Origin of the sequence: Gordonia spumicola (assembly GCF_009932475.1) — a bacterium.
Classification (GTDB): Bacteria; Actinomycetota; Actinomycetes; order Mycobacteriales; family Mycobacteriaceae; genus Gordonia; species Gordonia spumicola.
On sequence record NZ_BJOV01000005.1, the window covers coordinates 1,682,884 to 1,695,083 of the forward strand.

The window sequence follows — 12,200 nt, forward strand, 5'->3', positions numbered from 1 at the left end:
GGTCCACCAGTAACCAGTCCAACCGCTTAGTAGAGAGTCACCGATGAGATCATCTCCACCGAGTTCGCCGGAACCGAGCGACGCCAAGAATGCGGGAGCGCGCGCCAAGTCGCGCCGCAAGCTGCGTCGCCGTGCCGCCGGCACCCTCTTCCTCTTCCTCGGCCTCGTCGCCACCGGCCTGATCGCCGGCTTCATCAGCCCGAAGCCGCAGGTCGCAACCGCTGACGACAAGCAGGTCGCGCTGATCAAGACCGGCAAGCAGCTGTACGAGACCTCGTGCATCACCTGCCACGGCGCCAACCTCGAAGGCGTGCCGGACCGCGGTCCGTCGCTGATGGGTGTCGGCGACGCCGCCGTCTACTTCCAGGTCTCGACCGGCCGCATGCCCGCCGCCCGCGGCGAGGCGCAGGCGCAGCGCAAGCCCGCCAAGTTCACCGAGGCTCAGATCGACCAGCTCGGCGCCTACATCCAGGCGATGGGCGGCGGCCCGCGCGCCGCGTACGTCCTCGACGAGAACGGCCAGCCCAAGCGCGACAAGAACGGCTTCCCCGAGCTCAAGATGGATCAGCTCAAGGGCACCGACCTCGGTCGCGGTTCCGAGCTGTTCCGCCTCAACTGCGCGTCGTGCCACAACTTCACCGGTCGTGGCGGCGCCCTGTCCGGCGGCAAGTTCGCTCCCCCGCTGACCGACGTGAACCCGCAGCAGCTCTACACGGCGATGCTCACCGGGCCGCAGAACATGCCGAAGTTCTCCAACCGGCAGCTGTCGGTCGAGGACAAAGAGGACATCATCGGCTACATCCGCTACGCGGACTCCTCGAATCCCAGCGGTGGTCTCGGACTCGGCGGTTTCGGTCCGGCCTCTGAGGGTCTGACCATGTGGGTTGTCGGCGCAGCGGCCATCGTCGCAGGCGCCATGTGGATTGGATCACGAAATTGAGCGACTCGAATAAGGACCTCCCGTCCGCAGAAGAACTTGCGGCGATGTCCCATGAGGAGAAGGTCCGCCTCGGCACGAACCTCGACGGTGTAGAGATCATCCACCGCCCCGAGCGTTTCCCCGAGCCGGGCACGCGCGCGGAGAAGCGCGCCGAGTTCACCGTCGCCGCATGGTTCACCATCGCGGGTGTGCTCGCTCTCGCGGGCCTGGTCGTCTTCCTGTTCAATCACTGGGAATTCGCCATGCCCGACGATCCGAACTACTGGGCGTACACGTTCTACACCCCGCTGCTCGGCGTCACGTTCGGCGGCGCGATCCTGGCGTTCGGTTTCGGCGTCATCCAGGTCTCGAAGCGGTTCATCCCGTCCGAGATCTCGGTGCAGGACCGTCACGACGGCGGATCGTCCGAGGTCGACAAGCAGACGATCGTCGCTGAACTCAACGACACGCTGCAGACCAGCACGCTCCCCCGCCGCAAGGTGATCATCGGTTCGGCAGTCTTCGGTCTCGGAGCCATCGGCCTCTCGGCCGGCGTCGCAGCCATCGGCGGATTCATCAAGAACCCGTGGGCCAAGCGCGAGAACTCCGAACTGTGGCACTCGGGCTGGTCGACGCTCAACAACACGAGGCCCGGCGAGACCGTCTTCCTCCGTCGCGACACCGGCAACCCGTACCAGGTCGTCCTGGTCCGGCCGGAAGATCTCGACGCGGGCGCGATGGAGACCGTGTTCCCGTGGCGCGTCTCGGACGGCTACGGCGAGACCGAGCACTCCCGTCACAAGCTGCTCGAAGGCCTGCGTGCCGTCCGCAACCCGGTGATGCTGATCCGTCTGCGCCCCGAGGACAACGCCAAGGTCATCAAGCGCAAGGGCCAGGAAGACTTCAACTTCGGCGAGTACTACGCCTACACGAAGGTCTGCAGCCACCTCGGTTGCCCGACGTCGCTGTACGAACAGCAGACGCAGCGCATCCTGTGCCCCTGCCACCAGTCGCAGTTCAACGCGCTCGAGTACGGCAAGCCGGTCTTCGGTCCCGCTGCCCGTGCACTCGCTCAGCTGCCTATCTCTGTCAACAACCAGGGCTACATGGTCGCCAACACCAAGATCAACGGCGGCGACTTCATCGAGCCCGTCGGACCGGCATTCTGGGAGCGTAAGTCATGACGATCGCCGATCGCCTCGCCACGCAGGCAGAAGAGATCGACTCGAGGTATCACCTGGCCGCGGGCATGCGCCGCCAGATCAACAAGGTCTTCCCCACGCACTGGTCGTTCATGCTGGGCGAGGTCTCGCTGTACAGCTTCGTCATCCTGCTGCTGTCGGGCGTCTACCTCACGTTCTTCTTCGACCCGTCGATGGCGCACGTCGTGTACGACGGTGCGTACCAGCCGCTCAACGGCGTCACCATGAGCCGCGCGTACGAGACCACGCTGAACCTCTCGTTCGAGGTCCGCGGAGGCCTGTTCGTCCGCCAGATCCACCACTGGGCAGCGCTGCTGTTCGCGGCGTCGATCATCCTGCACATGATGCGCATCTTCTTCACCGGCGCGTTCCGTCGTCCGCGTGAGGCGAACTGGGTCATCGGCTGCTTCCTGCTGCTGCTGGCGATGTTCGAGGGCTTCTTCGGCTACTCGCTCCCCGACGATCTCCTGTCGGGAACGGGCGTCCGCGCCGCCATGTCGGGCATCGTCCTGGGCATTCCGCTCGTCGGCACCTGGGTCCACTGGGCGCTGTTCGGCGGAGACTTCCCCGGCGACATCATCATCCCGCGCCTGTACGTGCTGCACGTTCTGCTGTTCCCGGCCATCATCCTGGCCCTGATCGGCGCTCACCTGGCGCTCGTCTGGTACCAGAAGCACACGCAGTTCCCCGGCCCCGGCCGCACCGAGAAGAACGTCGTCGGCGTCCGCATCCTCCCGATGTTCGCCGCCAAGGGCGGTGCCTTCTTCGCGATCGTGTTCGGCGTCCTCGCCGTCATGGCTGGCATCTTCCAGATCAACCCGGTCTGGAACATCGGCCCGTACAACCCGGCGCAGGTCTCGGCGGGTTCGCAGCCCGACATCTACATGATGTGGACGGACGGCTTCGCTCGACTGATGCCTCCGTGGGAGCTCTACCTCGGCCACTACACGATCCCGGCCATCTTCTGGGTCGTCGTCGTGATCGGCGTCGTGATCACTCTCCTGGTCGCGTACCCGTGGATCGAGAAGAAGCTCACCGGCGACGACGCTCACCACAACCTGCTGCAGCGTCCGCGCGACACCCCGGTGCGCACGGCCACCGGCGCGATGGCACTGACGTTCTACATCATCCTGACGCTGATGTGCATGAACGACATCATCGCCCTGAAGTTCCACATCTCGCTGAACGCGACGACGTGGATGGGCCGCATCGGACTGATCGTCCTGCCGCCGCTGGTGTACTTCATCACGTACCGCTGGGCACTGTCTCTGCAGCGCAGCGACCGCGACGTCCTCTCCCACGGCATCGAGACGGGCATCATCCGTCGTCAGCCCAAGGGCGAGTACATCGAGATCCACCAGCCGCTCGGACCGGTCGACGATCACGGCCACCCGATCCCGCTGCCCTACGAGGGTGCAGCCCTGCCGAAGCGCATGAACAAGCTCGGCTCGGCAGGCGCCCCCGGCTCCGGCACGGTTCTCGTCCCCGACTCGGCCGAGGAGCAGGCGATCAACCGTCGCGTCGCTCACGACCAGCACGAGGCCGAGAAGAAGGCGCTCACCGAGCTTCAGGAGAAGGGCGGCAACCCGCTCGCCTGACGGCTCACAGTTCCACCGGCAGAGGCCGCCTCGCATCCGCGAGGCGGCCTCTCTCGTGTCTCCGGACCCCTCTCCCCTACCCCGGACCGGTCCGGGGCTCCAATCTCAGTACTGAGATTGGAGCCCGAGGGAAGATCGCCCTCGGGTAGACGTGACGCTACTGAATGTGGAGACAGATGACTCGGGCAGGAGCTTGCAGACCGATCTCGCCGTCGGCCGTCACTCGGACAGTCCGCGGGATGCGGCCGCGCACCAGCCAACCGAGAGTGAACAACTGATCCAGCCGGCCGCGATCATTCGCCGGAACAGATCGACCCCGGCCTCGCCCGCCAGATGCCGATAGCACGTCCGGGCGGATCGAAGGGCTCGCGCCCGGGGTCCGCACGCAGGTCAACTCCCTAACCGAACAGCATTGGCGATAGCGCCCTCGGATCAGACCCAGCGGAACTCACCCGGTTTCGACACGACGCCTCGGCTGGCGCCTCGGAGTCGGCTCAACCACCCCGAACAGACCCGCGGACATCCCCCACACATCGCGATTGAACAGCCCCGACGCGGTGGTTGAGCCGGAACGGAGCGGTAGCGCAGGGCCGTGTCGAAACCGGGCACCACCAGCATTCCCGCGATCACCAGAGGTCGCCGGACCGCCAGTCGCACACGAGGCGGGTCGAACTGTCCACGTCGGCGCCGAGTCCGGTCGTGAGGACGAGGATCGCACCCTCGTCGTCCGGGGTCATCGTCAGACCATCCGGTGTCAACGCACCCAGCGGTCCCGTCCACGGCGTCCAGCCGCGGCGGAGATAGAGGGGCATACCGTCGTCCGACGCCCCCAGCACGCCCAGATCGTAGGCCCCGACGACGATGCCGTAGACGTGCGTCATCAGGGTGTCGCCCATCCCTCGACGGCGCATTCGCGCGGCGACCGCGACCGCCTCGACGTAGCCCGCGCGGAGCACGGTGTCGCCCACCATCATCTGGCGTTGCACCACGGACGCATGACCGACGATCCCGGACTCGTCCTCCGCGAACACGTGGACACCGCCGAGCGCGTGGTCGAAGTCCGAGTCGGCGAAGTCCCCGTCGAACGCCTCGTACAGGAACGTCAGGAGCGCCGATCTCTCCTCGGCCGACAACTCGTGGGTATGACGAAGCCGCACCCGGTAGTCGGGTGCGGCTTCGTCAGGTGATGCGTTGTGCGTCAGTGCTTCTCGGGTCCCACGTGGTACTCGAACACGAGGCCCGCGACTGCGGCGAGGATCACGGCGACCATGGTGATCGAGAACCAGAAGTTGCCGGTCGCGAAACCGATCGCGAAGAGCGACGCGCCCGCGGCGATCGCGATGGGCCAGTAGCTGTGCGGGCTGAAGAAGCCCAGTTCACCGGCGCCGTCCTCGATCTCGGCGTCGTCGTAGTCCTCGGGACGGATCTCGACGCGACGTGCGACGAACCGGAAGTACGTTCCGGCGATCAGAGCCAGGCCGCCCGCGAAGAACATGCAGGTCACGCCTGCCCATTCGACACCGGTCCGGAAGTAGAACGTGCAGACCGCGTAGATCACACCCATCAGGATGAAGAAGACTGCGAGGACCTCAAAGAGACGTGCTTCGATCTTCATCAGTTCGTAGCCTCCTTGGCCGGGGTGCATCCGGCCAGAGCAGTGTTGTTGGCGTCGCCGAGGTTGTCCGGCGTGGTGCCGTTCGAGACGCGGCGCGTGTCGAACGGAACGGTCGTCACCGAGCGCGGCTGCTGGCACACGGCCTGCAGAGCATCCGAGTTCGAGGCGTCCGGATTCGCATTGCGGTAGTTGATGTACTGCGCGAACACCTGCGGGCTCACGGCGCGGACCTCGAAGTTCATCATCGCGTGGTACGTGCCGCACATCTCGGCGCAACGTCCGACGAAGGCGCCCTCACGGTCGATGCCACTGATCTGGAACGACGAATCCGTGTGGTTCTGCTCAGGGAACGGCATCACGTCGCGCTTGAAGAGGAACTCGGGAACCCAGAACGAGTGGACGACGTCGGCGGCCGCGAGATCGAACTGGATGCGGGTGTTCGTCGGAAGCACCAGGATCGGGATCTCGGACGACGATCCGAGGGTCTCGATCTTGTCGAACGACAGGTACTTGCGCTCTTCGTTCGAACGGCCGCCCGCAGCGCCCTTGATCTCGACCTGCTCGCCGTCATGCTCGCGGAACTTCGGGATCTGCAGATCGAACGCAGTGCCCTTCGTCGAGTCCTTCGCGTCGACGAGCTGCTTGCCGCCGACGTTGACCGAGTTGTAGCCGAACTTCCAGTTCCACTGGAACGCCGTCACATCGACGACGACTGCCGGGTTGTCTTCCTTCGTCTCGACCTTGTTCTGGACGATGACGGTGAAGTAGAACATCACGGCGATCAGCACGAACGGGATCGCGGTGTACGCCAGTTCCAGCGGCACGTTGTACGCGGTCTGACGCGGGATCTCCTGATCCTCGGAGTCGACGGCCTTCGCACGGTGGAAGGTGATGGTCCAGAAGATGAGGGCCCACACGAGGACGCCCATGGCGAGGGCGGCGATGACCGACCACGTCCAGAATTCGCCCATGTCCTTGGCTTCGCTGGTCACGCCTTCCGGCCAACCGAAGCGCATCGCTTCCTCGGCACTGCAGCCCGAGGTCATCAGCACGACGACACCCAGGACCGCGAGGGCACTGAGTCGCTTGATCATGCGTGACGCGGGTACCCCACGTCGCGCAGACGGCCGTCCACGGTTCGTCAATTTCACGCCTTCCTGCTGACAGGGAGCTGTTCTTCAAGTTTCGCGCACGAGTGTTGCACTGCTCGACGCAATTCTTGCACCTAGTAACTACGCAGCGTAGTCCAACCCGCCCATCTGGTCTCGATTGGGGTTGGAGGTTGCCGTCTCAGTCGGTTTCCACCTGCGGATACGACGCGTCCGACCGTGTCGCATGCCTCACCCGAGGGCCACGATGTCGCACCGGGAGAGGCTTCTGCGGCATAGTAGACGCGTCGCGGGAGCATTCGACCTGCCCGCTGTCAGACCTGCCATCTACGTGGAAATGAGGCCACCCAGCGTGTGCGGCTTGCTCGGAATGATCACCAGTGACGGCACCGCGGCGTCGGACGCCGAGCTGATCGCGTCGGCGGCGCACTGCATGCGTCACCGCGGTCCCGACGAACCCGGCACATGGAACGACGACGACGTCGTCTTCGGGTTCAACCGCCTCTCGATCATCGACATCGAGCACTCGCACCAGCCGCTGCGGTGGGGTCCGACCGAGAATCCCGAGCGGTACGCGCTCGTCTTCAACGGCGAGATCTACAACTACCTGGAGATCCGCGAGGAGCTGGCCGCCGAGTTCGGGACGCAGTTCCGGACCGAGGGCGACGGCGAGTCGATCGTCGCCGGCTTCCACCACTGGGGACCCGACGTGGTCCGCAAGCTGCGCGGCATGTTCGCCTTCTCCATCTGGGACACCGAGAAGCGTGAGATGTTCCTCGCCCGCGACCAGTTCGGCATCAAGCCGATGTTCCTGGCGACCAGCGACCGGGGCACCGCGTTCGGCAGCGAGAAGAAGAGCCTCCTGGAGATCCTCGAACGTCTCGAGCTCGACAAGGAACTCGACGACCGCGCCATCGAGCACTACACGGTGCTGCAGTACGTCCCCGAACCCGAAACGCTGCATCGCAGCATCACGCGCCTCGAATCGGGCTGCTACGCGACCCTGCGGCCCGGCGTCGCCCCCGAGGTGACCCGATACTTCGTCCCGAAGTTCCCGGTTCGGCCGTTCGCCGTCGGCGGCGAGCAGAAGCGGTACGACGAGATCGCCGACGTCCTGCGCGACTCCGTCGCCAAGCACATGCGTGCCGACGTGACTGTCGGATCGTTCCTGTCCGGCGGCATCGACTCCACGGCCATCGCGGCCCTCGCGATCCAGCACAATCCCGACTTGATCACCTTCACCACGGGATTCGAGCGCGACGGGTACTCCGAGGTCGACGTCGCGGCAGAGTCGGCGGAGGCCATCGGCGCACGACACATCGTCAAGGTCGTCTCCCCCCGCGAGTTCGTCGACGCCCTCCCCAAGATCATCTGGTACCTCGACGACCCGGTCGCCGACCCCGCCCTCGTCCCCCTCTACTTCGTGGCGGCCGAGGCCCGCAAGCACGTCAAGGTGGTCCTCTCCGGCGAAGGCGCGGACGAACTGTTCGGCGGCTACACGATCTACAAGGAACCGCTGTCGCTCAAGTCGTTCGACAAGCTCTCCCCCGGTCTCCGCCGCCTCGCGGGCAAGATCTCCGACCGCATCCCCGAAGGCACCCGAGGGAAGAGCCTGCTGCACCGCGGATCGCTGTCCCTCGAAGAGCGCTACTACGGCAACGCCCGCAGCTTCGACGACGCCCGCCTGCGTTCCACGCTCCGGAACTTCCGGCCCGACTGGACCCACCAGGACGTCACCGCGCCCATCTACGAGATGAGCGAAGGCATGGACCCGGTGACCCGCATGCAGCACCTGGACCTGTTCACCTGGCTGCGCGGCGACATCCTCGTCAAAGCCGACAAGATCAACATGGCGCACTCCCTCGAACTGCGCGTCCCCTTCCTCGACAAGGAGGTGTTCGCCGTCGCCGAACAGCTTCCCTTCGAGGAGAAGATCAGCCACGACACCACGAAGTACGCGCTCCGCAAGGCGCTCGAACAGATCGTGCCGCCGCACGTGCTGCACCGCCGCAAGCTGGGCTTCCCCGTCCCGCTGCGTCACTGGCTCGCGGGCACCGAGATGTACGACTGGGCCCGGGAGTTGATCTCCACCTCCGACACGGACCACATCTTCGACAAGGCGTTCGTCATTCAGATGCTCGAGGAGCATCGTCGCGGCGACGTCGACAACAGCCGCCGCATCTGGACCGTCCTGTGCTTCATGCTCTGGTACGGCATCTTCGTCGACGGCACCGTCGATCCGCAGATCGAGGATCACGACTACCCGGTTCGCCTGTAGCTCACTCCACCGACGAGCGACGCTCCACGCACGACACAGCGCGACGAAGAAAGGCGGGGCGAAACACTTTCGGAGCCCTCCGCAGCACGCGAGCCCCAAAGGGCGAGCCTGCGAGGACTGCCGAGGAAAGTGTTTCGCCCCGCCTTCTGGCGTCGAAGAGTCAAACGAGCGCGGCGCGGATCACGTCGGCCGATTCTTGACCGTAGGCCCCCGCCAAGCGGGCGTGAGCGGCGTCGACGTCCCACGTCCAGCCCTGCGTCGAGTCCGACTCCAGGACGAGCGTGGCGACCATCGCGCCGAGCTGTGCGGAGCTCTCGAAACCGAGGTCCTTGCCGAGGCCGGTCAGGAAGCCCGCGCGGAAGCCGTCGCCGACACCGGTCGGGTCGACCTGCTCGTTCACCGGGACGACGTCGACGTGTGTGACCGTGCCGTCGGTGTCGATGATGTCGACGCCCTTCGCCCCGAGCGTGGTGACGCGCACGCCGACCATGCCGGCGATGGCGTCGTCCGACAGGCCGGTCTTCTGCTTGAGCAGACCCCACTCGTACTCGTTGGTGAACAGGTACGCGGCGCCGTCGATGAGCGAGCGCGCGGTGTCGCCGTCCAGTCGCGCGAGCTGCTGCGACGGGTCGGCCGCGAACGGGATGCCCGCCGTGCGGCAGGCCTCGGTGTGGCGGACCATCGCGGCGGGATCGTCGGCGCCGATCAGCACGACGTCGGGACGGTCGCCGCCTGCGATCACCTCGAGCAGGTCGATGTCGCCCGCCTCAGTCATCGCGCCCGCGTAGAACGTGGCGAGCTGAGCCATCGTCTCGTCGGTGGTGCACATGAAACGGGCGGTGTGCTTGGTCGTCGACCGGCGGACGCCGCGGCAGTCGACCCCGTGGTCGGTCAGCCAGTTCTCGTAGTCGGCGAAGTCGGCCCCGGCCGCTCCGACGAGAAGCGGCTTGCCGCCGAGGACGCCGAGCGCGTACGCGATGTTCCCGCCCACACCTCCACGGTGCAGGACGAGGTCTTCGACGAGGAAGCTGAGCGAGATGTGCTCCAACTGGTCGGCGACCAGCTGGTCGGAGAACTTGCCGGGGAATTTCATCAGATGATCGGTCGCGAGCGACCCGCAGACGGCTGTGAACATCTGTCTCACGGTAGTGCAGACGCAAACGGCCGCGATCCCTGGGAGGGATCGCGGCCGCTACTTCTCGACTACTCAGTCGGGAGGGGTCAGTTGAACGAGTCGCCGCAGGCGCAGCTTCCGGTCGCGTTCGGGTTGTCGATCGTGAAGCCCTGCTTCTCGATGCTGTCGACGAAGTCGATCGTGGCGCCCTGGACGTACGGTGCGCTCATCCGGTCGACGGCCAGCTTCACGCCGCCGAAGTCCTGGATGATGTCACCGTCGAGCTGACGATCGTCGAAGAACAGCTGGTAGCGCAGGCCTGCACAACCACCGGGCTGGACGGCGATGCGCAGTGCGAGATCGTCGCGGCCCTCCTGGTCGAGCAGGGCCTTGGCCTTGGCTGCCGCGGAATCGCTGAGCAGGACACCGGTGTCGGTGGTTTCGTTCTGAACGGTCATGGGCGCTCCTCAAGTCGCCGGCCGCATCTGCACGAGCGAACCGGATACGTCTGTCGTCGAACCGCGAACACGACGAGCGACGTGTGCTGCACGGTCTGACTCGGTCAACGGTACTCGCTGTGCGCCTATTCCCGCATCACGCCCCGACTCTGATCGAATTCCGCCGCGGCCCTCCTCGCCACGTATCGCAGGATCGTCGACGCGTCGGCGAGAGCCCGGTCGAGCGATCCGGCCGCGTCGACGAGCGAACGCACCATCGTCACGCCCTCGATCCCGGGATCGGAGTCCACCTGCCCGGCGAGGACTATCACCGGCGTGCCGCCCGCATGGGCGGCGAGCGCCGCGATCACCTTGCCTCTCGCAGTCTGAGCGTCATAGCGTCCTTCGCCGGTCACGATCACGTCCGCGGCGGCCAGCGCCTCCCGACGCCCGGTGGCCTCGGCGACCAGCTCGGCGCCCGACCTCCTCGTGCCGCCGACCGCCAGGAGCGCCGCGCCCAACCCGCCTGCCGCGCCGGCTCCCGGCTCGTCGGCCGTACCGAGCTCGCGCGCCCACTCCTCCAGCCGCGCCTCGAGCAGTTCGACGGTCGCCTCGTCCGCGCCCTTCTGCGGGCCGAACACGGCCGCCGCGCCCGCCGGGCCGAGCAACGGATTGTCGACGTCCGACGCGACCGTCAACTCCACGCCCCGGAACCTGGCACGAGCCTGCGCCAATCCGCCGAGTTCGTCGAGCGCTCCGCGTCCCCCGTCGGTCGTCGCACTTCCGCCGAGCCCGACGACGATCCGCGACGCCCCGGAGGTCAACGCGTGCGACAGCAGCATGCCCACTCCACGAGTGGTGGCGGCGACCGCCGTCGACGGATCCGGCCGCACGCCGAGGAGACCGAGGCCGCACGCCTGCGCCGTCTCGAGATAGACGGTTCCGTCGGCCGCGACGCCGACCGCGGCGTCCACGCTGGCTCCGAGCGGCCCCGCCACCGTGACCGTCGTCGTCTCGACGATGTCGGCCGCGGCCAGGACCGCGACGAAACCCGGCCCTCCGTCCGACTGCGGAATCAGCCTCACCCGGTCCCCCGGCCGCGCCGACAGCCAGCCGTCGGCGATCGCGTGCGCGGCCTCCACCGCCGACAGTGTGCCGCCGAACTCGTCGGGTGCGACCACGACATGCAGCGAACGCGCGTCCATGGGTCGCCAGAGTAGCGCCCGATCGTGGACGCGAGGCGATCATCGCCTACCCTCGACGGTGTGAAGTTGCCTTGGAAGCCTGCTGCGACGAGCACCGACGACGCCGTGTCGGAGTCTGCTGCGCCCGCCGTCGACGAGTCCCCGGCGAAGGCCGGCCCCACCCCCGGCAAGGGCCGTCCCACCCCGAAGCGCCGCGATGCCGAGAACAAGCGCCGCGGACCGACCGCTCCCCCGCCGACCACGCGCGCCGAGGCACGCGAGCGCAAGAAGGCGCTGAAGAAGACGATGAGCAAGGAGGACCGCAAGGCCCTCAACGCCGAACGCCGCCAGACGCGCATCGATCAGCGCGAGAAGATGATGGACGGCGACGAGAAGTACCTGATGGCCCGCGACAAGGGACCGGTCCGCAAGATGGCCCGTGACCTCGTCGACTCCCGCCGCAACTTCGCCGGACTGTTCATGCCGTTCGCCGTATTCCTGATCGTGGCGATCATGGTCCCCAAGCTCGCGGTGATCGCGAACCTTGTGCTCCTTGTGTTCGTGGTCTTCATGGCAATCGACTCGGTGTTCCTCGGCCGGATGGTCAACAAGCGGGTCCGCGAACGCTACCCGGACACGCAGGAGAAGCCGTTCCGGCTCGGTTGGTACGCCTTCACCCGCGCCATGCAGTTGCGGATGATGCGAGCGCCGAAGCCGCAGACCAAGCCCGGCGACAAGGTCTGA

At 66.5% G+C, this 12,200-nt stretch carries 11 protein-coding genes; 5 read left to right on the plus strand and 6 right to left on the minus strand.

Annotated features, from left to right (window positions below):
- Positions 1–43: 43 nt before the first annotated feature.
- Genes qcrC through qcrB form a run of 3 tightly spaced genes read left to right on the plus strand, consistent with a single transcriptional unit; the run spans position 44 to position 3,719 of the window.
- Positions 44–940 carry a cytochrome bc1 complex diheme cytochrome c subunit gene (gene qcrC / locus GYB83_RS19075; RefSeq protein WP_161896897.1) on the plus strand — a complete coding sequence of 299 codons (897 nt, stop codon included), beginning with the start codon at positions 44–46 and terminating at the stop codon, positions 938–940.
- Entirely contained in the window at positions 937–2,103 is a 1,167-nt protein-coding gene (gene qcrA / locus GYB83_RS19080) for a cytochrome bc1 complex Rieske iron-sulfur subunit (RefSeq protein ID WP_161896898.1), read from the plus strand. The genes qcrC and qcrA overlap by 4 nt, the downstream gene beginning before the upstream one ends.
- Positions 2,100–3,719 carry a cytochrome bc1 complex cytochrome b subunit gene (qcrB, locus tag GYB83_RS19085; protein WP_161896899.1) on the plus strand — a complete coding sequence of 540 codons (1,620 nt, stop codon included), beginning with the start codon at positions 2,100–2,102 and terminating at the stop codon, positions 3,717–3,719. Before qcrA ends, qcrB begins: the two co-directional genes overlap by 4 nt.
- Positions 3,720–4,345: 626 nt before the next feature.
- Here qcrB and GYB83_RS19090 read toward each other — a convergent pair.
- The 3 genes from GYB83_RS19090 to ctaC are packed head-to-tail and all read right to left on the minus strand — an operon-like array spanning position 4,346 to position 6,428.
- Positions 4,346–4,876 carry a GNAT family N-acetyltransferase gene (locus tag GYB83_RS19090; RefSeq protein WP_161896900.1) on the minus strand — a complete coding sequence of 177 codons (531 nt, stop codon included), beginning with the start codon at positions 4,874–4,876 and terminating at the stop codon, positions 4,346–4,348.
- A gap of 41 nt (positions 4,877–4,917) precedes the next feature.
- Entirely contained in the window at positions 4,918–5,334 is a 417-nt protein-coding gene (locus GYB83_RS19095) for a cytochrome c oxidase subunit 4 (RefSeq protein ID WP_161896901.1), read from the minus strand.
- Positions 5,334–6,428: an aa3-type cytochrome oxidase subunit II gene (ctaC, locus tag GYB83_RS19100; RefSeq protein ID WP_161896902.1), complete on the minus strand. Its 1,095-nt coding sequence runs from the start codon at positions 6,426–6,428 to the stop codon at positions 5,334–5,336. The genes GYB83_RS19095 and ctaC overlap by 1 nt, the downstream gene beginning before the upstream one ends.
- A gap of 367 nt (positions 6,429–6,795) precedes the next feature.
- On the opposite strand from ctaC, the gene asnB reads away from it, so the two are divergent.
- Positions 6,796–8,721, plus strand: a complete 1,926-nt coding sequence (asnB, locus tag GYB83_RS19105; RefSeq protein WP_161896903.1) for an asparagine synthase (glutamine-hydrolyzing) — start codon at positions 6,796–6,798, stop codon at positions 8,719–8,721.
- Between the two features lie 160 nt (positions 8,722–8,881).
- On the opposite strand, the gene GYB83_RS19110 is transcribed toward asnB, so the two are convergent.
- From GYB83_RS19110 to GYB83_RS19120, 3 genes are all read right to left on the minus strand, one after another.
- On the minus strand, positions 8,882–9,856 hold the full coding sequence (locus GYB83_RS19110) for a carbohydrate kinase family protein (RefSeq protein ID WP_161896904.1): 975 nt from the start codon (positions 9,854–9,856) through the stop codon (positions 8,882–8,884).
- Positions 9,857–9,942: 86 nt separating this feature from the next.
- Complete coding sequence (locus GYB83_RS19115) at positions 9,943–10,293, minus strand: HesB/IscA family protein (RefSeq protein ID WP_161896905.1); 351 nt, start codon at positions 10,291–10,293, stop codon at positions 9,943–9,945.
- Positions 10,294–10,418: 125 nt separating this feature from the next.
- Complete coding sequence (locus GYB83_RS19120) at positions 10,419–11,477, minus strand: glycerate kinase family protein (protein ID WP_161896906.1); 1,059 nt, start codon at positions 11,475–11,477, stop codon at positions 10,419–10,421.
- A 60-nt stretch (positions 11,478–11,537) separates the two neighbouring features.
- On the opposite strand from GYB83_RS19120, the gene GYB83_RS19125 reads away from it, so the two are divergent.
- A complete protein-coding gene (locus GYB83_RS19125; RefSeq protein ID WP_161896907.1) occupies positions 11,538–12,200 on the plus strand; it encodes a DUF3043 domain-containing protein in 663 nt (220 codons plus the stop codon).